Origin of the sequence: Pedobacter lusitanus, from assembly GCF_040026395.1 — a bacterium.
In the GTDB taxonomy this organism is placed as follows: domain Bacteria; phylum Bacteroidota; class Bacteroidia; order Sphingobacteriales; family Sphingobacteriaceae; genus Pedobacter; species Pedobacter lusitanus.
The window spans coordinates 5,527,446-5,550,875 of record NZ_CP157278.1; the positions used below are offsets into that span (position 1 = coordinate 5,527,446).

The 23,430-nt window shown below is 40.5% G+C and carries 18 protein-coding genes; 8 read left to right on the top strand and 10 right to left on the bottom strand.

Translation table 11 applies throughout. The features are described 5' to 3' along the window. Positions 1-141 precede the first annotated feature (141 nt). Positions 142-918: an SDR family NAD(P)-dependent oxidoreductase gene (locus PL_RS23775; protein WP_041877199.1), complete on the top strand. Its 777-nt coding sequence runs from the start codon at positions 142-144 to the stop codon at positions 916-918. Positions 919-996: 78 nt separating this feature from the next. Here PL_RS23775 and PL_RS23780 read toward each other — a convergent pair whose 3' ends face one another. The 6 genes from PL_RS23780 to PL_RS23805 all read right to left on the bottom strand — a co-directional run bounded on the left by PL_RS23780 (position 997) and on the right by PL_RS23805 (position 9,489). Continuing rightward, positions 997-3,180 (bottom strand): S9 family peptidase, encoded by a 2,184-nt coding sequence (locus PL_RS23780; RefSeq protein ID WP_041877202.1) that lies wholly within the window; start codon positions 3,178-3,180, stop codon positions 997-999. A gap of 231 nt (positions 3,181-3,411) precedes the next feature. Next, positions 3,412-4,083: a DUF4412 domain-containing protein gene (locus PL_RS23785; RefSeq protein ID WP_041877204.1), complete on the bottom strand. Its 672-nt coding sequence runs from the start codon at positions 4,081-4,083 to the stop codon at positions 3,412-3,414. 19 nt (positions 4,084-4,102) lie between these two features. Beyond that, positions 4,103-4,882, bottom strand: a complete 780-nt coding sequence (locus PL_RS23790; protein ID WP_041877206.1) for an enoyl-CoA hydratase/isomerase family protein — start codon at positions 4,880-4,882, stop codon at positions 4,103-4,105. 20 nt (positions 4,883-4,902) lie between these two features. Continuing rightward, complete coding sequence (locus tag PL_RS23795) at positions 4,903-6,993, bottom strand: ComEC/Rec2 family competence protein (protein WP_348620535.1); 2,091 nt, start codon at positions 6,991-6,993, stop codon at positions 4,903-4,905. Positions 6,994-7,016: 23 nt separating this feature from the next. Then, positions 7,017-9,107 carry a helix-hairpin-helix domain-containing protein gene (locus PL_RS23800; protein WP_052495940.1) on the bottom strand — a complete coding sequence of 697 codons (2,091 nt, stop codon included), beginning with the start codon at positions 9,105-9,107 and terminating at the stop codon, positions 7,017-7,019. Positions 9,108-9,153: 46 nt separating this feature from the next. After that, positions 9,154-9,489, bottom strand: a complete 336-nt coding sequence (locus tag PL_RS23805) for a MerR family transcriptional regulator (RefSeq protein WP_041877209.1) — start codon at positions 9,487-9,489, stop codon at positions 9,154-9,156. 116 nt (positions 9,490-9,605) lie between these two features. Between PL_RS23805 and alaS the strand changes: the two genes are divergently transcribed. Beyond that, positions 9,606-12,305 carry an alanine--tRNA ligase gene (gene alaS, locus PL_RS23810; protein WP_041877211.1) on the top strand — a complete coding sequence of 900 codons (2,700 nt, stop codon included), beginning with the start codon at positions 9,606-9,608 and terminating at the stop codon, positions 12,303-12,305. A 76-nt stretch (positions 12,306-12,381) separates the two neighbouring features. Here the strand turns inward: alaS and PL_RS23815 are convergent, their stop codons facing one another. The 4 genes from PL_RS23815 to PL_RS23830 form a co-directional block, all read right to left on the bottom strand. Continuing rightward, positions 12,382-12,975 carry a putative glycolipid-binding domain-containing protein gene (locus PL_RS23815; protein WP_041877212.1) on the bottom strand — a complete coding sequence of 198 codons (594 nt, stop codon included), beginning with the start codon at positions 12,973-12,975 and terminating at the stop codon, positions 12,382-12,384. Between the two features lie 116 nt (positions 12,976-13,091). Next, complete coding sequence (locus tag PL_RS23820) at positions 13,092-15,164, bottom strand: heavy metal translocating P-type ATPase (protein ID WP_082035756.1); 2,073 nt, start codon at positions 15,162-15,164, stop codon at positions 13,092-13,094. 110 nt (positions 15,165-15,274) lie between these two features. Next, positions 15,275-15,688: a Fur family transcriptional regulator gene (locus PL_RS23825; protein WP_041877214.1), complete on the bottom strand. Its 414-nt coding sequence runs from the start codon at positions 15,686-15,688 to the stop codon at positions 15,275-15,277. Positions 15,689-15,805: 117 nt separating this feature from the next. Next, positions 15,806-16,378, bottom strand: coding sequence for a hypothetical protein (locus PL_RS23830; RefSeq protein WP_041877215.1), 573 nt, complete (start codon positions 16,376-16,378; stop codon positions 15,806-15,808). Between the two features lie 142 nt (positions 16,379-16,520). On the opposite strand from PL_RS23830, the gene gatB reads away from it, so the two are divergent. The 6 genes from gatB (at position 16,521) to PL_RS23860 (ending at position 23,421) form a co-directional block, all read left to right on the top strand. Continuing rightward, positions 16,521-17,984: an Asp-tRNA(Asn)/Glu-tRNA(Gln) amidotransferase subunit GatB gene (gatB, locus tag PL_RS23835; RefSeq protein ID WP_041877217.1), complete on the top strand. Its 1,464-nt coding sequence runs from the start codon at positions 16,521-16,523 to the stop codon at positions 17,982-17,984. 28 nt (positions 17,985-18,012) lie between these two features. Next, entirely contained in the window at positions 18,013-19,119 is a 1,107-nt protein-coding gene (locus PL_RS23840; RefSeq protein ID WP_041877218.1) for a TlpA disulfide reductase family protein, read from the top strand. Between the two features lie 105 nt (positions 19,120-19,224). Continuing rightward, positions 19,225-19,914: a response regulator transcription factor gene (locus PL_RS23845; protein WP_041877220.1), complete on the top strand. Its 690-nt coding sequence runs from the start codon at positions 19,225-19,227 to the stop codon at positions 19,912-19,914. Between the two features lie 71 nt (positions 19,915-19,985). Then, positions 19,986-20,708 carry an RluA family pseudouridine synthase gene (locus tag PL_RS23850; protein WP_041877221.1) on the top strand — a complete coding sequence of 241 codons (723 nt, stop codon included), beginning with the start codon at positions 19,986-19,988 and terminating at the stop codon, positions 20,706-20,708. Positions 20,709-20,719: 11 nt separating this feature from the next. Further along, complete coding sequence (locus PL_RS23855) at positions 20,720-22,510, top strand: chloride channel protein (protein WP_041877223.1); 1,791 nt, start codon at positions 20,720-20,722, stop codon at positions 22,508-22,510. Between the two features lie 239 nt (positions 22,511-22,749). Next, positions 22,750-23,421 (top strand): response regulator, encoded by a 672-nt coding sequence (locus PL_RS23860; RefSeq protein ID WP_041877224.1) that lies wholly within the window; start codon positions 22,750-22,752, stop codon positions 23,419-23,421. The last annotated feature ends 9 nt before the right edge of the window (positions 23,422-23,430 follow it).

Here is a 23,430-nt window from a genome sequence, read left to right on the forward strand (position 1 = left end):
TTTAAAGTTTGATGCTGACTATTAGCTACAGGTAATGATTGTGTCAAGAGTCAGATTAGCTAAAACATATCTTCGCTTTCCGGGTTAGTTAAAACAGTTGAATTGTAAACAGGATCAGCAGATCATTGATAAATACAGCACATGAAGAAACTGGAAAACAAAATTGCACTGGTAACCGGATCGGATTCCGGAATCGGCCGTGCCATTGCAATTGAATTTGCTAAAAACGGAGCAAACGTTATTGTTTGTTATCATAGCAACGAAGAAAGAGGACAGCAGGCGTTGAAGTCTGTACAGGAATTTGGGCCAGAAGCTACGCTGATTAAACTTGATGTCAGTAATGAACAGGATGTGGAAGAAAAGCTGGAGGCTGTCATCAGAGAATTAGGAGGAATTGATATTCTGGTAAATAATTCGGGTGTGAATGGTTCCGGAATTCCGGTTGACGAAATGAATACTGCTACCTTTGACAGAACTATAAAAACGAATCTTTATGGTACATTTTTCTGTAGCAGGAAATTTATTCAGCACCGCAAAGGAGTGAAGAAGCCGGGGAAAATCATCAATATATCTTCTGTTCATGAAGAAATTAATGCTCCGGGTAATGCAGATTATAATGCTTCAAAAGCAGGGATCAAAAATCTGATGCGGACAATTGCGCTGGAAGTAGGGAAATTCGGGATTAACGTAAATAATATTGCACCAGGAATGATTCTGACAGCTATGAATCAGAAAGCAGTAGATGATCCTAAGGTCAGAGAGCGTGCAGAAGAGAATATTCCGCTGCTCAGGGCAGGGAAACCAGAGGAGATTGCTTATCTGGCATTGTTTCTGGCTTCTGATGAAGCAAACTACGTAACAGGCAGTACTTATGTGATGGATGGCGGCTTAACGATCAATATAGGGCAGGGAGCCTGATTGGAAAATAAATTCCTGTTTTACTGAAAAAGCCCCTTATCTCGTAATCGGATAAGGGGCTTTTTTAGTAAAACAGGCTTATTTGCCTCCCGGAGGACAATTGGTCTGCAGGAATTTAGTGTAGATTTTAGAAAGATGCTCTCTGGTACCTTCGCCTTCACCAATTCCATGTGTACGGTTTGGATAGGCCATCATCTGAAACACTTTCTGGTTTTTAATCAGTTCATTAATCAGCATTTCAGCATTTTGATAATGTACATTATCATCGCCTGTGCCATGAATATATAATAAGTTTCCTTTTAAATTCTTTGCATAGGTAATAGGTGAACCTTGAATATAGGCTTCTTTAGTTTTTAAAGGAGAACCCATATAACGTTCCTGATAGATGTTGTCATAGGTAAGCTGATTGCCTACTGCAGCAATTGCAATACCTGTTTTGTAAATTTCAGGGTACTGGAACATCAGGTTAAGTGTCGATGAACCACCTCCGCTCCATCCCCAGATCGTAACACGGTCCTTATCTACAAATGACCATTTCAGAATTTCTTTAGCAGCCATTGCCTGATCACGGATGTTTAATGTGCCGATCTTTTTATAGATAGATTTACGGAACTCACGACCCTTAGGTGCTGGTGTACCACGATTTTCTATCGAAATATAGATATAGCCGTCTTTTGGCATATCACCATCATATAAGAAATTGTAAGAAACGCCATAAGTATCTGTCACAGTTTGTGAACCCGGTTCACCATAAACATAAAATACTACAGGATATTTTTTTGTCTGATCAAAGTTATCCGGTTTTTTCATCCAGCCGTCCAGTTCTACGCCATCTTCAGTTTTTATTTTGAAGAATTCAGTCTTGTTTTTAGGTGGTTTAATCCTGGCTAACTGATTTGTTAAACTGCCTTCCATAGTGAAAGGATTACCTGTGTCTAACTTCATCCATTCGCTGATGGCAGGTACATTTGCATTCTCATAGCTATGGTGAGCAAAAACACCGTTAGGAGAAATATCATATTTATGTGTTCCAGGAAATATAGATGGTGTAACTGATTCCAGTTTACCTTTGCCATCCAGTTTTGTTTTATACAGATATTTCTGTGTTGCATTTACAGGGGAAGCCATGAAATAGAAAGTGTTGTTTTTCTCATCTACCAGGCTGCTTTCAATCACATCATAATCACCTTTGGTAATCAGAGTTTGTTTTTTACCGTCTTTGCTGATGCGGTAAAGATGACGCCATCCGTCTTTTTCACTTGGCCAGATAAATTCTTTTCCATTGTTGATCCATTGCCATTCCGGCGCAGCATCAATCCATGCTTTATCAGTTTCTGTATAAATATTTGATACCGATCCGGATTGAGTATCAGCCACAAATACACGGCTGGTATTCTGTTCTCTGTTCAGTTGCTGTAAAATCAGATCTTTTGTATTAGGCACCCAGTCCATTCTTGGAATGTAATTCTGTATCGGATCACCGGGAACCTTTACCCAGGCAGTTTGTCCGGTACTTACATTGACTATCCCAACTTTGCACGAAGAAGGATCTTCACCTACAATAGGGTACTCCAGAGGTACAGTGAACGGATAGATGGAATCGGTATTATTGATCATCAGGAAGTTCTTGATCTTACCCGCATCAATCTGCCAGTAGGCGATAGAAGTGCCGTCCGGACTCCATTTAAAACCGTCTCTGCAGTTGAATTCTTCTTCGTAGGCCCAATCAAATGTTCCGTTGATTAATTTCTCCGTACCATCAGTAGTTAGCGCTTTACTGGTTCCGCTGTTAATATCTTCAATATAGAGGTTGTGTCCGCTTACGTAAGCAACTTTACTTGCATCAGGAGATAATTTGGCAAACATTAAAGAAGAAGCGGGTTTGTCTTTTCCGATTTGCGTTAGTTTATTAGCAGTTAAATCTGCCAGCCAGTAATCTCCGCGGGTTTCATAACGCCATACTCTTTTGCTGTTGGTATAGATCAGTGCCTTGGTTCCGTCAGCAGAAAGCACAAAATCCTTGATGGCTAATGGCTGGTGCTGTCCGGCCGGGGTAAGCAGCGCGCTGCTGATTAAAACTTTGGTTTCGTTTTTAGGTAGAGTGACTATTTCTATTCCCCGGTATGAATTCTGATAGTAACCGTTACCATCTTTAGTCCAGTTGATTCCTTCTTTTTTATGCTGGGCATTTGCCGGCAGGGTGTAAAAAGAAGTAACAAAGATGACAATAGTCAATTTTGAAATAATGAGTTTCCGCTTCATTTGATTTTGAATAATTATAATTGGTTTGGCACCTGTGGTCCCTGCAGGATTTTTGTTTTACCCGGTTTTTAGGGGTTCTCTCATCTTTCCTGTAATTCAAATGTAATACATTGTTTGTTCTGGTTAAAACCCATTTATCAGTTTGGGGCAAATAGACATAAAAAAAGCCCTCTGGTAACAACATTGTTTAAATGCAGCTTCCAGAGGGCTTTTTTTTGAGGTAATCAGATCTTACTGACCACCCATTGCTCTTAAAGCATCCATAGTAGTCAGTTCATAAGCTGCAGGTACGTCAAGGGTAATAGGACCTACTTTGTCTTCCGCAAGAGCTTTGATCGTTATCACTGCTTTTACACCGTTTTGTACACGGGTGAATTTTACAGGAGTTCCTTTAACAGCTTTGAATTCTTCACCGATAATTCCTTCCGGTAACTGAATGTCAGTTGTTGCCCAAAGTTCAAAAGGAGCACCTTTGTCATCTTTGTAAGTGTATTTTTCTGTATTGTAGTTTCCTATTTTCAGTTTCTCACCAGTTGCTTTGAAATCACTTAATACAGGTGTTTTACCCATAGTTTGTTCAGTTTCTTCTTTAGTGGTTTTTACTGCATATTGCTTTTGAATTGGTGGTACATCTACCAGTACCAGGCCATTTTTCTGAATACCATCAGAAATGATTGTGATTTTAGCAGGTCCCTGCTGCATTTCTATTTTCAGGATATTTCCGTTGAATTTGAATTTAGTTTCTGCCGGAAGCTGTGAAGCCATTGACTGTTGTTCAGCTGTCAGATCATAGGTAATACCATAAGTCAGTGTACCTTCGTTCACTTTTTTCTGTGCATTTGCAATCACTGCAGTGCTGATTAATATTACAGCCAGTACACTTGTTTTAATCGATTTTAACATATTTTTAGTTTTTGATAGTTTACCATTTAATTTTTTCCTTGCTGATAAAAGAAGCGATTCCCTTTTTAAAGTCGTCACTTTCTCTAACCCGCGCATTGATTTTTACTGCCAGATTCAAACTCTTTTCCAATTCAGGATTCGTAGTCTGACCAATCAGTTGTTTAGTTACCATTAAGGAGTTTCCTGAAGCCTCATCGCAAAGCTTTTGCGCAAAATCCTGTACCTTCTGACTAATTTCATCTTTATTTGTTACATAAGTAATCAAATTATAGGCCAGTGCCTGCTCTGCTGAAAATAAATCTCCTGTCAGCAATATCTTTTTGGCTATAGTTTCACTGGTTTTGCGCATTAAAAAGCAGGAAACTATTGCCGGCACAAAGCCGAGTTTTACTTCTGTATAACCGAAATTTGCTTCAGGAACAGCAAAAACAATGTCGCAAACGGTTGCCAGCCCGCATCCTCCGGCAATTGCATGACCTTCCACCTGGGCAATAACCACTTTAGGCAAATAATAAATTGTCGTGAAGAGATTTTTTAGATTTTCACTATCCTGCACGTTTTCTTCATGCGTGTTATTTTGTAGCTGCTGCAGATAAGCAAGGTCAGCACCAGCACTGAAAGCAGGACCAACGGCCTTTAAAATGATCACTTTTACCTCTTCATCGTCGGATGCTGTTAAAAGCATCTGGGTTAAAGCACTCACCAGTTCCGGACTAAAGGCATTACGTTTATCAGGACGGTTTAGTGAAATTGTAGCAATACGGTTTTCTACTGTATATAATACCAGGGATGATGTCATGAATAAAGATTATAAATGAATTATTTGATAGCGATCAAATATCCCGTATTTTTTCTTAATACCATGGCCGATCCACTAAAATTTAAAGTGTCCTGCAGATATTGCCGGACAGCGTAATTTCTGTTGCTGGCATCTATCCATATTTTTCTGAAGCTGATATCCTGCCTCAGTTCAGTTATTTTTACTTTTGGCTGGTCATGTATCCAGATTGCATCAAATACTGGCTTATGCTTTATCTTTTGGTGGTTAAATGAAGTGTCCAGGAGTAATACCCTGAAGTTTCTGAACAGGAGCTGATGTTCTTTAATTGTCAGCTCATCTGAGTGGATGTTCTCCTTCCATTTTATGCAGGTAATCTTACCGACTCTCAGTTTGTTCAGTGCCGGCTGTATATGGAAACTGAAAGCCCGATCACCGGGTTTAAGATCTGTGATTAAGACTGCTTTCCGGCCACTGATGATCCCTACTGCGTAGTTTCTGTTCAGGCTGAAAAGAATGATTTGGTGTTGCTGTGCTGCCCTGATCTGCTCCTGTGTCTGCAGGGTCTGAAAGCCGGTGAATAGTAATAAAGAAAACGTTAGCAGCAGCTTGTTTTTTTGCGACAGGGCAGCTAAGAATAAAAACAGGAAAAGGTAAAGCAGCAGCAGTTCAGTAGTGGTATACCAGATGGCACTGATGCTGGAGTAGGGGAGAGCGGCTATTTTTTTTAATCCCTCATTCATGAAAATAATCAGCCATTCAAACAGTGGTGATAGCCAGTATAAATCAAAGATTAAGAGAATAATACCAATATACATCAAAAGTATGACTGGAAGTGTAATGAACAGGTTGCTGATCATAAAAAACACCGGGAACTGGTGAAAATAATAGCAGCTTAAAGGATAGGTGAAGACCTGAGCCGAAACAGAAAGCGACAATAGACCCGCTGGTTTTTGCAGCAGGTATGATTTGAATCTGATCAGCTTTTCCAGTTGAGGCTGTAAAAATATCAATCCCGAAATGGCCGAATAAGAGAGTTGAAAACCAATATCCCAGAGTAAAAAAGGGTCGTAGAGTAAAAGGCAGAACGCCGAGAAATATAAGATATGGCGGCTGTCGGTATGCTGATGAGCTGATCTGGCTAGTATGAACATGGATAACATGACGGCCGATCGTAAAACGGATGCAGAATAACCGGTCAGCAAAGTATAAAACCAGATTAGTGTAAGCAGGATGATGACTTTAATCCACTTTAGTATCAATTTCCTGTCCATCCATTTTAAGAGCTGGTTTAGGACCAGGTAGATAATGCCTACATGCATTCCTGAAACGGAGAGTGCATGAATAGTTCCTGTTTTTGAATAAGCGCTAAGGGTCTCTGCGTTTAAATCTGCCCTGTAGCCAAGGATCAGTGTGGAGGCAACAGAAAAAGCATTATCATCGCTGATCAGCTTTCTGTACACATCGACCTGTTTTTTTCTGAATGCCAGTGCAAATCTGATTAAGGCATAACCTTTATACTCTTTTGAAGAGACCAGCTCCCGGGGGGCAAGGCGTATCTGATGATGAATATGCTGCAGGGCCAGCCACGATTTGAAGTCAAACTCTGCCAGGTTATATGGAGGTTCGACAGTCTTGTAGTTTGCCGGTATGTAATAAATCTCTCCATAATGGAGCTCCGGCAGATGTCCTGAACCAGGAAGTATTGTGACCAGTAAATATCCGGTTGTCTGCTGTTTTTGCATTGCCTGGTAAGCGGTATAAACTTTCGCTTTAAATCTTAAAAATGAGTCTTGCTGCTGCGGTTCATCTGCGACAGATATACGCAGAAATTCTGCGGGATAACGCGAAAAATTGTTGGAATTTTCAAGCTGACTGGCATTACAATACCAGAGTATCCCTAAAGATAAAAAGAACAGATAGATTAAAACTGAGCTAATTGTCTTATGATTATAAACTTTAAGTAATCTGTATAAATTATTGATTGTTAATATTAAAATAAATATAGAAACAGATATAAATAATACAGGCAAATTTAATTTGGTATTCTCTTGTCCATGCAGAACCGAAATTCCTATGCAAAAAGGCAGCAGAATCTTGCCGAAAATGGAGGGATGATCGTACCTGGTCATTTGCAGAGATAATAGACATTTATTTAAAAACGGTAACGTATCTGGAGCCTGATGTCAGACCTGGTATTGCCATTGATTTCATCCAGTCCTGTACCCGTTTTTGTCTCTCCGGGATAGAGGTAAACTGCATACCTGGACCAGACCCTGAGGTGTCTGGACAGGGTGTAACTCAGGTTCAGAAATGATCTGATTCCTTTGCCGCTGTAAACACCCGATCCGGACCCATGCAGAACATCATCTTCATAGGCGTAGATTCTGCTGTTATAAGAAGGTGTATGAAAGAAAGCTAACCGGAGATTGCCTGAAAATCTGGAAGACATGGGCTGATAGCTGACGTCCTGATAAAACATATAGCCATACTCCTTATTCCCGTTCCCCTTTTGATAAAGGGTTAACTCAAATCTGTTTTGCAGTGTGGTTTTTCTGCTGGTCTGCCAGTGTACTTCCAGTCTGTAATTATCTTTTCTTACCGGGACAACCGGGTTTACAGGCTGGCCTGAACCTGCATTCTGCTCATTATGTTTAGTTTTCCAGCTCAGTAAAGCTTTAAATGTCTTGTCAGGATTAAAACTGAGGCGGCCGCTAAGTTCATAGCCCGCAGATGGTTCGTCTATCCTGTATTTGGCCCATGGAAACCAGAAAAAGTCTCCGTAAGCCGCTGCCGACCATTTTTTTGAAAGACTAATACGAATGCCGCCATAAATGCCTTTTTCATTGGCAGCGGTAGTTCCTTCACCCATAGCCTTGCTGTAAAAGCTAATATGTTCTTTTGTGTAATCCCGGAAAAGAAGTACCGTAGAAATGCGGGGTGAAAGGCTGGCCATAGCTCCGCTCAATAAAGCTGCACCTCCGGGAATACTCTGCGCAACCTCACCGAAAAAGTAAATATTCCTGAAGGTGTGGTTGTAATGAAACCCGAGATTGGTAAGTTCTCTTCCACTAAAATTATACTGTTTATAGCGCTGATTGCCGGTGATAAATTCATGCTGGTAACCGGAGCGATATGCTGTTATTCCGAGGTCTGTATTATTGCTGCTATAAGTTGCGGCGAGACCATAAAGTAATAATCCAAGACTCCCTTTGCGCTCGTTTTCCGTAACGGTCCGGTGTAGCCCACTGGTGTTTATAGCCGAAAGGGTATATTTCCCATCTGCTGTTTTTGTTAAGGTTGCATCTAAATCTCTGAATGATATAAATGAAGTTAAATCAATGCTTTTTAGTAAATTATATGTTACACCTATTCCTCTGAAAAAGGAATATTCATTGGCTGAGCTATAGGGTTTAAGCCCCGTATCTTTTTTGGCTACCCCTGCTACATCTTCTCCTTTTCCGAATGAAGAGCCTGTCCATAGACTCAGGCCCTGTCCGAATTGCAGGCTGTAATCTCCAGCGATAATCTTTTTGAACCGGCCGGTTTTGCCTATGGACAGACTTGCGGAAATAAAGTCAAAACCATTTTTATTGTTTCCGCTGAAAAAGCTTTCCCCGGCATCTTTTTTAGCTGTCAGAAAGAAGGCGGCCCGGTCATGAAGTTTATACCGGTATTGGAGTAAAAGTCTTTCCGGCCCACCAGTATATTTGCTTCCGGATTGGGAACTGTATCCCTTTTGGGTTTCCAGTAACTGTCCATATCTCAGGGTGAATTCGCTGCTGCCCTTACCGGCTTTTTTGAAATCAATCCCCTGGTCTTCCTTAACTGTGACAAAAGGAGTGAGCATGGTAATAACAGAGAGGTCAAAGCCCTCGACAGACTGAAGTTCCAGTACGTCTTTAAATTTTCCGTTTATCCGGATATGCGTAAAGAAATTACTGATCTGAACCGGGGAAAGAAAGAAGAATTCTTTTAACTGTTCCGGGGTAATCCGGTTGAGATCTGCGGGATGGCTGAGGTAAAAGGAAAGCCTTTCAGTCAGCTCAGCAAGATCTTCCTGTTCGGTAAAGGTTTCTGCAATGGAGGAGACGATTTTCTTTAACTGTGCTTCCTGCTGGGCAAATACAGCAGTACAGGAGCAGCAGAGAACAAGCGGAAGTAATATACCATATCCCGGAAAAGAAATCCGCAGTATTGGGAACCCGGAGCACTGAACAGAAAAAGGGATTAACTTTAACATCATAATGTCAAAGTTAATCCCGATTTAGTTAATTATGTTAATTTATAAATTAAATTTCTTCGTTTAACTTCAGTAAGAAGTCTTTCAGTTTTTCCAGTGAAGCGATGATTTTCTGGTTTTCCTTAACGTCTGCACTATTGTTTTTTAAGTGGTCTTTTGCCCCCTTAAGTGTGAAGCCCTTGTCGTCTACCAGGTGAAAAATGATCTTTAGATTCTCAATGTCTTCAGGAGTGAAAAGACGGTTGCCCTTTTTGTTTTTCTTAGGCTGAAGAACATCAAATTCCTTCTCGTAAAAGCGGATTTGTGAGGCGTTTACATTGAACATTTCGGTCACCTCACCCATCGTGTAATACATTTTATTAATTTCCCGTTCCTTGTAAGGCATACTTCTCTGTTGATATTTAGTGGTTTATAGCATTTATGTAAAGCATTCAAATGTAAAGGGATTTTAGTAGAATACCGCAATAAAATTTTAATTTTGTTGGATAATTTCTACTAAGAATGACAGCACAAGAAATCAGACGCGCATATTTAGCATTTTTTGAATCGAAACAACACCATATCGTTTCATCCGCACCTATCGTTGTAAAAAATGATCCTACACTGATGTTTACCAATGCAGGTATGAATCAGTTTAAAGACATCTTTTTGGGAGAGGCGCCGGCCAGATACCCAAGAGTAACAGATACCCAACGTTGTTTACGGGTTTCCGGTAAACATAATGACCTTGAAGAAGTAGGTATTGATACCTATCACCATACCATGTTCGAGATGCTGGGTAACTGGAGTTTTGGAGATTACTTCAAAAAAGAAGCCATAGCCTGGAGCTGGGAATTACTGACAGAAGTTTATGGTATCCCTAAAGATAAATTATATGTTTCTATTTTTGAAGGAGACGAAAAAGAAGGACTGCCAAGAGATACTGAGGCTTACGAATTATGGAAACAATATGTTCCTGAAGACAGAATCATCTTAGGAAATAAAAAGGATAATTTCTGGGAAATGGGAGACACGGGACCATGTGGTCCTTGTTCTGAAATTCATGTGGACTGTCGTCCTGATAACGAGCGTGCGGCTATTAGCGGGAAAGAGCTGGTGAATGCAGATCATCCACAGGTGATTGAAATCTGGAATAATGTATTTATGCAGTTTAACAGATTAAAAGATGGTTCATTACAGCCCCTGCCTGCGCAGCATGTGGATACAGGAATGGGTTTTGAACGTTTAGTCCGTGTTTTGCAGAATAAGGCTTCAAATTACGATACCGATGTATTTCAGCCACTGATCCAGTTTATAGCAAAAAAATCAGGTATAGCTTACGGAACTGCTGAAAAGACAGATATCGCCATGCGTGTGATGGCCGATCATATCCGTGCAATTTCATTTGTGATCGCTGACGGGCAGTTACCGGCAAATAATAAAGCAGGTTATGTAATCCGCAGGATTCTGAGAAGAGCCGTTCGTTATGCCTATACATTCCTGGATCTGAAAGAACCATTCTTAAATCAATTGGTTCCAGTACTGGCAGAACAATTTAAAGGTGTTTTTGAAGAGCTGGTCCTGCAGCAGGATTTTGTACAGAAAGTTGTACTGGAAGAAGAGGTTTCTTTTTTAAGAACACTGGCTACAGGTATTCAGCGTTTTGAAAACTACACAGCTAAACAGGCAGAATTCCTGATGTCCGAAAATGCAATTGATCTGGAGAAATCTTTTGAAGATGCCTGGGTATACAGCATACTGAAAGATCAGATGGTCATTTCCGGTGACTTCGCTTTTGAATTACAGGATACTTACGGATTTCCGATTGACCTTACCGAACTGATGGCAAGGGAGAAAAGATGGATAGTGGATATGGATGAATATCAGAAGAGTCTCCAGAAACAAAAGGCAAGATCAAGAGCCGCAACTGCAATTGATACCGGCGACTGGATAACTGTTCATGATGATCCGGAAACAGAATTTGTAGGATATGATTTCCTGGAAATCGAAACCAAAATATTAAAATACAGACAGGTTACTGCAAAAGGAAAAGAGCAGTATCAGATTGTATTGCAGAAAACCCCTTTCTATGGAGAGAGTGGAGGTCAGGTAGGAGATACCGGGCGTCTGGAAGATCATAGCAGAATGTTTTCTGTCGAGATTACAGATACCAAAAAAGAGAATGGCGTGATTGTACATTTCGCAGATTCATTACCGGAAGACATAGATGGTCAGTTCTGGGCTGTTGTAGACGAAGATAAGCGCGTACAAACGAATAATAATCACTCGGCGACACATTTACTCCATGCAGCATTAAAAAGCGTCCTGGGCGATCATGTGAATCAAAAGGGATCATTGGTTAATGCAGATTACCTGCGTTTCGATTTTTCTCACTTTGCAAAGATCACAGAGGATGAATTAGCCAGGATTGAACATATCGTTAATAAAAGAGTCAGAGATAATATCTCGCTGAAAGAACAAAGACTAGTTCCTTATGAAGAAGCTTTGTCTAGCGGGGTGACTGCTTTGTTTGGTGAAAAGTATGGCGACTTTGTTCGTATTATCACTTTTGATGATAACTATTCGAAAGAACTATGCGGTGGTACACACGTACAGGCAACCGGTCAGATTGGCTATTTCAAAATCATTTCTGAGAGTGCTGTAGCTGCTGGTGTAAGACGTATAGAGGCTATTACAGCTGATCGTGCAGAAGAGTTTGTAGTTAGCCAGGACAAGGAAATCAGTCAGTTAAGAACATTACTTAAAGGAAATAAAGACCTGTCAGCTGCGGTTACGGCTTTGATAGACGAAAATAACAAACTTAAAAAAGAAGCAGAAAAAGCTGTGATTGAGCGTTCAGGAAATCTTAAACATGAGATCGTGCATCATATGAAAACCATTAACGGGATTAATATGATTGCTGTTCATGTGGATCTGCCAAATGCAGATGCGGTAAAGAATCTTGCCTTTTCAATTAAGGATATTGTAGATAACCTTTATCTTGTTTTCACGACATTAATCGATGACAAACCTGGAATCAGTGTGATGTTATCAGATAACCTGGTTGCAGAGAAGAAACTCAATGCTTCCAATATGGTTAGAGAACTGGCAAAAGATATTCAGGGTGGTGGAGGCGGACAGCCTTTCTACGCTACAGCCGGAGGGAAAAATAAGGATGGATTAAGCAAAGTGCTGGAAAAAGCAGCAACGTTAATTCAATAAGAGAAGATCGACTCTTACACTGAGATCAAACAACAGGCTATCCCCGAAAGGATAGCCTGTTGTCGTTTAAAGAATATTAATAATTGCTCTCCACGTGTGTGCCTCTCACAAATTGTGAAGGATAAACCACTACAAGTCCAAGCTCGTCTACGGTAAGCAATGCCTCATAACCGCTGTCTACGTTTCTGTATTGATAACAGAAATCAGTGAGCGCAATATATTCCTGCAGATTAGGTCTGACCAGCTGATTTAAAATATCAAGATAGATCACTTTGATTTCCTGTTCTTTTTTAAGGCGGGATCCCAGTCTTCTGATCGGCAGGGTGTTGGTGAAAGGAGTGAGCGATATATCAATATCGATACAGCCTTTAAACTCTTCAAGAGGTCTTCCGTGGTCTGTCCAGTTACCTTTTCCGTCACTTTCAAAACTGAGTTCTACTCTTTTATCGTTGAACTGGCTTTTAATGTCAAAAAATACGGTTTCCCATTGCTGATTAGTTCTGATTGTATAGTCCAGACGGAAAGGCTTTTCGCCGGAGTGTCCAACAATGACCGAGGTAATCTCTGTTCCTTTTTCAGCTATGGTCACCACACAATTCTCTACTGAATCATATTTGTGTCCTTCCCAAAGTAAGTTTATCTGTTTAAGTTCAGGTTGCAGATGTTCCATATATAGTTAAACAAGTAAATTAAAAAAGTGTTTCCTGTCAAACAAATTTAATATTAATCAAAAAGAGCCCCATACCCATGAGACTCTATCTGATTAATATCGTTTAAATATTATTTCTAAAGCTTTATTTTTTGAATTCTTACCGCATTTAAAATTGCCAGCAGGGCAACACCCACATCGGCTATTACCGCTTCCCATAAAGTTGCCACTCCACCAGCACCCAGAATCAGTACAATCACTTTTACGCCCATTGCCAGTGCTATATTCTGCCATACGATACTTTTAGTCAGCCTGCCAATTTTAATAGCGGTAACGATCTTTGAAGGCATATCATTCTGGATAACAATATCTGCAGTTTCAATAGTAGCATCACTACCCAGTCCACCCATGGCAATTCCGGCATCAGCCAGTGCAACTACCGGTGCGTCGTTAATCCCATCCCCAACAAAAGCCAGATGTTTGCCCTGCTGTTTCAGTTCTTCCACTTTTTCTACCTTGTTTTCTGGTAAAAGGTCACCGAAAGCACGGTCAATACCTAGTAATCTGCCTGTTTTAGTCACTACAGCCTGTTTATCGCCACTTAGCATAACAGTCTGTATTTTCATTTCATGCATCTCCTTAATAGCCTGTACAGCATCCTCTTTCAATTCATCAGCGATAGTTATAAAACCTGCATACCGGCCATTTACAGCTAAAACCACTACCGTATCTTCTTCCTGCGCTACCTCATCAGTATAACTGATGTTAAACTGATCCAGTAACCTGGTGTTTCCAGCCAGGACCTGTTTGTCATCTATCTGGCCTTTAAGGCCTTTTCCGGGTACTTCTTCTACCTCACCAATCGCGGTGTGCTGTAATATATCACCTGCATGCAGGGTTACAGCCATAGCAATAGGGTGAGTGGATTTACTCTCTATAGCTGCTGCAAGACGCAGTAATTCTTTTTCGTCTCCATCGACTGCAACGATGCGCTGTACTTTAAATACACCTTTAGTCAGTGTACCGGTTTTATCCATCACTACGGTGTTGATAGTAGTCATCACGTCCAGGAAGTTTGAGCCTTTAAACAGAATACCATTTTTTGAAGCCAGACCTATCCCGCCAAAATAACCGAGTGGAATAGACACAACCAGTGCACAAGGACAGCTGATTACCAGAAAAACAAGGCCACGGTACAGCCAGTCTGCAAAAACATAATCGGTAACAAAGAAATAGGGAAGTGCGACAACCAGTACTGCCAGTGCAAATACTACCGGAGTATATATTTTTGCAAAACGGGAGATAAACAGTTGTGTTTTAGACTTTCTTGCTGTTGCATCCTGCACCATTTCCAGTATCCTGTTCAGTTTACTGTCTTTGAATAAAGACACTACCCGGACTTCAATAGCGGTGTTCAGATTAATCATACCCGCCAGCACACTATCGCCTTTGGCCTTAGCGTCCGGTTTACTTTCTCCGGTCATTGCCGAAGTGTTAAATGTCCCTTTATCAGAAACCAGTTCCCCGTCTAAAGCTACTTTTTCTCCGGGTCTTACCTGAATTAACTCTCCGATTTCAACGTCAACAGGTTTTACAGTAACGGTTTTGCCGTCCCTGATTACATCTACCGTATCCGGACGGATGTCCAGTAAAGCCTTAATACTACGTTTAGCATTGGCAACTGCTGAGTCCTGAAACCATTCACCTATGGAATAAAATACCATTACAGCCACACCTTCACTATAAGAGCCAATGGCAAATGCACCCAGTGTGGCTACACTCATCAGGAAAAACTCATTGAAGAAATCCAGACGCATGGCTTTTCTGAAAGCCAGCTTTAATACATTATAGCCTGCCAGTAAATAGGAAGTACCAAAAATAAGCAGCGACCATGGGTTTGCCGGTTTAATTCCGAAGCCATATTCCAGGGTCAGCATGACTGCTAGTATGGCTAATGAAGTTAATAAGGGAAGCTGGCCTCTCCAACCTGAATCTTCTCCGTCACCATGACTATGTCCATCATGGTCATGATCGTGGTCGTCATGACTATGATCTGCATGATTATGACCAGCGTGACTTTTGCCGTCATGCGTATGACCTTCATGACTATGATGATGTGGTTTAGCGTTATTTTCTTTCTGCGGTGCAGTCGTTTTTTTGTCGGTGACTATTGCTGTATCACAGCAGGTGTCATTATTTTTTGTGGCCATAATCGTATCTTAAGTCAAAAGAGGTTCGTTAAGCTAAGCTTTTTTTGATTCTTCTCCGAGTCTCTTTGAACAAAAGTACTTTAAACTATAGCGCAATAGTATTGCAAAGGTTAAACACATTTATTACATACCCCTTTAACAATCAGATTTACCTCTTCAGATTTAAAACCTTCGGGTAAAGCAATTTGCGGAATATGGTGTTTAGGCAGACAGGAAGTCTCCCTGCAGGTATTACAGAAAAAATGGACATGTAAATCGTGGTGATGTCCGGCTACACAATCCTCTTCGCAAAGGGCGTATTTGGTAGCACCTGTACCATCATCAATACTGTGAACCAGACCTTTCTCTTCAAACTTCTTTAAAGCACGGTACAAAGTAATTCTGTCGGAAGGGTCCAGGCCCTTTTCCAGGTCAGTCAGGCTGATTGCTGAAGTCTGTTTGAGCAGGAAATCGAGCACCAGAAGACGCATCGCCGTTGGGTTAATGTCTTTCTGTGTCAGGATTACTTCTATGTTTTCAGTCATGATATACAGGTTAACTTATCGTGGTAAACAGCTTATAAAAAGAAAGTACCACAATCCAAAGATCGTGATACTTTACAAAGCTGAATAAAAATATCAGTAATTTATTGGTAATATAATTTAGCCGCGGTCTCTGTGACCTCTTCCATTACCATGATCGCCCCAGCCACCATGATTGCCTCTGTCCCCACGGTCACCTCTGTCTCCGCGATCACCTCTTCCCCAGCCGTTTCCTCTGTTGTTTTCTCTTCCCCAGCCATTACCTCTGCCTCTGTTATAGTCTCTGTCTCTTCTCTCATAACGGTAGTTATTTCTGACTACTACTCTGGACGGTCTGCTGTAATAATTATTACTTACATATTGTGTTCTGTAATAATCGTGTCTTCTCCATGGATTTGCGTAGTTATTAATCACTACTTTTCTGCCCCCATATAAATCATAGCCGCTATATCTTGATGGTAAACAGCTGGCGTGGATCCATCTGCTTCCGCTTAAATAAACAAATTGTCTGGTGGGTACATAATAATAACTATCAACATCAGGCAGATAATAATAATCTACATGATCGTAGCCTCTGGGACCCCATTGTGGTTGTGATCCGATATTGATACTTAAACTCACCTGTGCCTTGGCCGCCGGTGCAGCAGCAAGGGAAATGATCCCGATCACAGCTATTAAAAGTAATTTTTTCATAACGATTCAAATTTGTGTGTGTATGTAAATTGTCAAAGTTTGTGCCATTATTATAATTGCGCTGTAAACCAATGGTCATAAACTTATTTGGTTATATTTGTGAGATAGTAATTCTTGACATTTTTTAATTTATTGCCCTTAAATGAGTACGAAAACTGCTATTTCTCCCACAGTGTTTGAATTGGTATCAGGCTTAGAAATTCACGTTCAGTTAAATACAAAATCGAAAATATTCTCTTCAGACAGTGCAGCTTTTGGTGCAGAACCCAATGCGCATATCTCTCCGGTTTCCCTGGCTTTGCCTGGTGCATTACCAAAAATGAATAAAGAAGTAGTCGGTAAGGCCATCAGAATGGGATTGGCGCTGAACTGTACAATTAACCAGACAAATTATTTTGACCGGAAAAATTACTTCTATGCTGATTTGCCAAAAGGCTACCAGATTACTCAGGATAATAAACCGATTTGTCAGCATGGCTATATTGATCTGGTTTTAAGTGATGGTACTGAAAAACGAATAGGGATCAACAGGATTCATATGGAAGAAGATGCAGGTAAAAGTCTGCATGACCAGGATGATCACTTCTCTTTTGTAGATCTGAACAGGGCAGGAGTACCTTTGATTGAGATTGTAACTGAACCCGATATCCGTTCTGCAGAAGAAGCTTCAGTATTACTTACAGAAATGAGAAAGCTGGTCAGGCATCTGGACGCCGGAGACGGAAACATGGAGGAAGGTAGTTTCCGCTGTGATGCAAATATCTCTATCCGTGAAAAAGGGACTACAGAATTTGGTACACGCTGTGAAGTGAAGAACCTGAATTCTATACGTAATGTACGCAGGGCGATGGAGTTTGAATTTAACCGTCAGCAGGAAATCATTACTGCCGGGGGGACAATTATTCAGAGTACACTAACCTTTGATGCAGATCAGGGAACTACAGCACCTATGCGGACTAAAGAAATGGCTAATGATTACCGTTATTTTCCAGATCCGGATCTTCCGCCTTTATATATCACTGATGAATGGCTGGCCGCAATTAAAGCAGCAATGCCGGCCTTACCCCGTGAAATTACAGCAAAGCTGATGGCAGACTTTAGTTTGAATAACTCTGAAGCTTCAATTTTTGCTGAAGATAGAGAACTGCTGGATTATCTGAATGCTGCCCTGGCTCTGGTGAAAAATCCTAAGAGTCTGATTAACTGGTTAACCGGTCCGGTCAGAGCGCTGTTAAGTGAGCAAAACTTAACGGTTACTAATTTCGGAGTCAGCCCTGCGCAGCTTGCAGCAGTGGTTAATCTGGTAGACGAAAAGAAAATTACCCAGCAGATTGCGCTGCAGCAGTTATTGCCGGCTATTCAGAAAAGTCCTGAAGCCGATCCGGCACAACTCGCTGGTCAGCTGAATCTGCTGATTGTTGAAAATAATGATGAGCTGTCTGGTTTTGTGGATCAGGTAATGGAGAAATTCAAACCACAGGTAGCAGCCTATAAAACCGGGAAAAAGGGAGTTCTTGGGTTGTTTGTCGGAGAGGTAATGAAAATGGCCGGAGGAAAAGCAGACCCGCAGAAAATTAATGAACTGTTACTGGAAAAACTGAAATAAAGATTAATCTATATAATACTATATCAATATGAACAAAATAGCCACCTTTTTAATTGCGTCTCTTGCATTTGTTGCCTGCAGTGATAAAAGTAAATTTGAGATCAGCGGGAAATTTGAACATGCCACACCACAATCAAAAGTATATCTGTACGGAATAAATAAAGCCAGTGAGACACCTCTGGATTCAACTGTCCTGTCTGATAAAGGAGAATTTAAATTTACCAAAAGTACACCTGAGGTAGATTTTTTCAGAGTGAAGATTGATAACAGTGAATATATGCTGATTGCTAAAAATGGAGATGCGATCAGACTGGAAGCTGATCTTGCAGATAAAACCCTTGCCTATAAATTATCAGGAGCGGCAGAGGCCGATAAACTGGAAGAACTGAATAAAAACAAAAACCAGTATGTTGCTAAACTTGCAGCTTTACAGGCACAGTTTGAAGAGAATGTAGCCAGTCAGCCAAACAACAGAGATGCGATTGCCAACCAGATGAGACCTGCCCTGATTAAAGAGAATGAAGGCCTGGTTAATTATATCCTGAAATTTGCGATGGATAATACAAACTCTCTTGCCGGATTTTATGCGATCAATTCACTGAATCCAAGTGACTATGAGAAAGAAATGATTGCTTACTCAGAGAAAATCAAAAGTAACTTCAATAAAAATGAAGCGGTAACTGACTTTTTAGTAAGAATGGCTAAACTAAGATCAGTACAGATCGGGCAGACCGCGCCTGATTTTACGATGAATACCATCGATGGAAAATCGGTTAAATTATCAGACTTAAGAGGTAAATATGTTTTACTGGATTTCTGGGCTTCGTGGTGTCAGCCATGCAGACAGGAAAATCCTAACGTAGTTAAAGTATATAATAAGTATAAAGATAAAAAATTCACGATTTTAGGTGTATCACTGGATAAGGACCCTGTAGCATGGAAACAGGCTGTAATTGCAGACGGATTAACCTGGACACATGCCAGCGAACTTAAAGATTTTGAAAGTCCTACAGTAAGAATGTATCAGGTAGAGGCTATTCCAAGCTCATTTGTACTGGACCCGGCAGGAAAAATTATTGCGAAAAACCTTAGAGCAGAAGAACTTGATTCATTTTTAGGCAAGACTTTACGTTAACCCTAATTCAATGTTAAACTAAGGGGTGTCATTAACAATTTGTTAACTTACTTTTAACCTAGTTATACAAATGATTACTTAATTTCGTAACAAATATTTAAAGACATGAGCGCCGTAAAACAAAAGATACTGATAGTTGATGATGAACCTGATATCTTAGAGTTAGTTGAGTATAATCTTAAAAAAGAAGGTTATCAGGTTTACCTGGCAAGCAACGGACAGGATGGGATAGCGGTTGCAAAAAAAGTGCACCCTGATCTGATCATTCTGGATATCATGATGCCTAAGATGGATGGTATTGAAGCCTGCCGTCTGATGCGTGCTATTCCTGAGTTCAAAAATACTTTCATGGTTTTTCTTACTGCCAGAAGTGAAGAGTATTCTGAGATTGCAGGTTTTAATGTAGGTGCTGACGATTATATTGCAAAGCCGATTAAACCACGTGCTTTAGTTAGCCGTATCAATGCCATTCTGAGAAGAAACGTAAGTAATGATGAAGTTTCTGAGAATAAAGTTGAAATCGGGGATTTAGTGATCGACAGGGAAGCTTACCTGGTTTATCAGAACGGACAGAAAGTAGTACTGGCAAAAAAAGAGTTTGAATTGCTGTATCTGCTGGCTTCTAAACCTGGAAAAGTTTATACAAGAGAGTCTATCCTTAAAAATATATGGGAAGATTCAGTAGTGGTAACTAACCGGACTATAGATGTGCATATCCGTAAACTGAGAGAGAAACTGGGCGAAACTTACGTAGCAACTGTAAAAGGAGTAGGCTATAAATTCGAACTTTCTTAATCATTTACATTCTTATTTCAAATGGTAAAGGATGAAATTGTACTTTTGTACTGTTTTATAAATCCACACCATTGAAATATCCTTCTTTTAAAGACCTCATTCTATTCGAAGACGATAATCATATCGTCGTAAATAAGCCGCCATTTGTAGCCTCATTAGACGAGCGTGGCGGCTCGGGCGAAGTGAATATACTTCGCCTTGCCAAACAGTATTCAGCTGATGCCCAGGTTTGTCACCGTTTAGACAAAGAAACCTCAGGCGCAATTATTATTGCTAAAAATCCAGAAGCCTACCGTTCAGTTTCCATGCAGTTCGAGAAACGCAAAATTAAAAAGACGTATCATGCCGTTGTTGACGGTTTGTTCACCTTTAATGAGCTTTTTATTGACCTGCCTATCTTAAATGACGGAAACAGAAGTGTAACGATAGACAGGAAGGAAGGCAAACGTGCAGAAACTATTTTTAACTCTATCAAGTTTTACAGACATTATACTTTAGTAGAATGTAAACCAATAACCGGCCGTATGCACCAGATCAGGATTCACCTGGCTACGCAACGTGCTGCAATTTGCGGAGATACACTTTATAAAGGTAAACCAGTATTCCTTTCCAGTATTAAAAAAGGCTACCGGATTTCCAAAGATGACGAAGAGCTGCCTATTATGAAGCGTTTCGCACTGCATGCCAAACATGTCATATTTAAAGGTCTGGATGGGGAAGATATAGAAATAGATGCACCATATCCTAAAGACTTTGCTACACTGATTAAATTGTTAGATAAATTTGATTCTTAAATTTGTAAGAAATGTACGTAAGACTAGTCAATTATCTTGATGCTGTAAATCAATACCGAAGGACAAAAATCTCCAATAGGAATTTCCTCGTGATCGCAGCCATGATAGTTGGGGTTTTAGCCGGCCTTGCCGCCGCACTGCTGAAAACGATTACCCATCATATTGAAGATTTCCTGCAGGATGGTTTTCACTGGCAGTATAAGTACTATCTGTTCCTGGTATTTCCTTTTATTGGTATTCTGCTTTCCGTTATGTACGTCAGGCGTTTTATCCGTAAAGGGAAGTTTGAAACCGGACTGACTCCTATACTTTATACCATATCCAAGAAGTCAAGCAGAATAGAACCGCATAATATCTATTCACAGATCATTACTGCGGCACTGACTGTAGGCTTTGGAGGCTCGACCGGACTGGAAGCCCCGATCGTGACCAGCGGAGGGGGTATTGGTTCTGTTGTAGGACGATTTTTAGGCCTCTCTTACCGCGAAACTACGATGCTGCTGGCCTGTGGTGCAGCCGCTGGTATTGCAGGCGCATTCAACAGCCCTATTGCAGGGATAGTTTTTGCAATAGAAATCCTGTTACCTGAATTTACTATTCCCGCATTTATTCCGCTTTTGCTTTCTTCGGCAACAGCTGCGGTAGTGGCCCGTTTCTTTTATAATGAACAATTGTTCTTTCTGGTTACAGAAGGATGGAAGTTCAATTCCCTGATCTGGTATGTTGTACTGGCATTGCTGATCGGTTTGTTTTCTATGTATTTTACCAAGGCCAATTATTTTATCAAGGGCCTGTTCTATAAAATCAAACATCCTTATCAAAAGGTTCTGGCTGGTGGTGTGGTATTGGGCGCGATGGTTTTTCTTTTTCCTACTTTATACGGAGAAGGTTATGTAACCATTAAAAATCTGCTGGGTGGTAATTACAGTGCTGTCATTACCAATAGTATATTTTCGTCCTACAGCAATTTACCGGCAGTGATTATTTTATTTACTGCGATAACTGTCTTTGCGAAATCGGCAGCTACGCTGGTTACACTCGGTGCGGGTGGTAACGGAGGTATTTTTGCACCCAGCTTAATTATGGGCGGGCTGATTGGTTTTGTCCTTGCTTTTACAATTAACACGCTGGGGATTGCCCATGTCAATGTCTCTAACTTTATCGTAGCCGGGATGGCTGCTTCACTGAGTGCAATTATGCATGCACCGCTGACCGGGATATTCCTGATTGCTGAAATAACAGGCGGATATGTGCTGATGGTACCTTTGATGATTACTTCTGCGATTTCTTATCTGATCAACAGAAGTACCAACAAATATTCAATCTATACCAAACCTCTGGCTGAAAGTGGTGAACTGATGTCTCATGAAGATAAAGACACGACTGTGCTGCATATGATGAAGCTGAAATACCTGATAGAGAAAGATTATCTGGTATTGAATGAAGAAGAAACTATAGCTGAAAAACTACCGGAGATCCTTCAGTCCAGGAGAAATATATTCCCTGTAGTGGCAGAAGATAATATTTTCAAAGGGCTGATTTATGTGGAGGATGTATTGAAAAAGGCAATCAATAATCCTGCAAATGCAGATTTAACTGTACATGATCTGATGCAGACTGCCCCGGCCATCGTATTTACTACTGATTCGCTGAAAATAGTACTGAAGAAAATGGAAAAAGAGAATGCCTGGCTATTACCTGTTTTAGATGAACAGGAAATGTACATAGGCTTTGTTTCCAAAACAGCAGTATTTAATAAATACCGTGCTCTGCTTAGCCGCCAGGCTGATTATATGGAGTAAATATGACGCGGTTCCTGCATTTTTCAGGAGCCGCATCCTGTCAGATTCTCTTTGCTGAGAATATTTTAATCTGCTTTTAATTTCCAGAAGCTTCATTATCAGAGTTATTCATTTATCTATGCTTGTTATTGCTAATAAATTGATAATCAACATTAAAATTCTTTAATGTAGGTTAAAAACCTGGGAGTACAGGTTATCTTTGTAAATGCGCAATAAGCGCCTGTTAAAATAAGAACAACATGAATATTTTAATGATTGAAGACGAACCAAAGGTTGCTGCATTTATTAAAAAGGGACTGGAAGAACAATTGAATACTGTGACAGTTGCTTATGATGGAAATATGGGTTGTAAAATGGCTCTGGAGAATGATTATGAGCTGATTATTCTGGATGTTATTCTGCCATACGTCAATGGGATGGAGGTTTGTAAACAGATCCGCCAGTTGAAAAAGGAAGTCCCTATTCTCATGTTATCTGCATTAAATACAGTAAGCGATAAGGTACAGGGGCTTGAAAATGGTGCCGATGACTATCTGACCAAACCTTTTCATTTTGCAGAGCTGCTGGCAAGGATTAAGGCTTTAGGCCGCCGCAGGGATCAGGTGCTGCCGGGTACAGTTTTTAAAATAGATGATCTGGAAATGGATTGCTATAAAAAGACAGTGACGCGTAAAGGTAAAAATATCATCCTGTCAGCAAAGGAATTCACTTTACTTGAAGTCCTGATGGCCAATAAAGAGCGTGTGCTTTCCAGGGTATATATTGCCGAAGCTGTGTGGGGTATTTCATTTAACAGAGGCACGAATCTGATTGACGTTTATATTAATTATCTGAGAACAAAAATTGATAAAGGCTTTGACAAGCAACTGATACATACTGTAATCGGAATGGGTTACGTCATCAAAGGATAATTTGAAAGG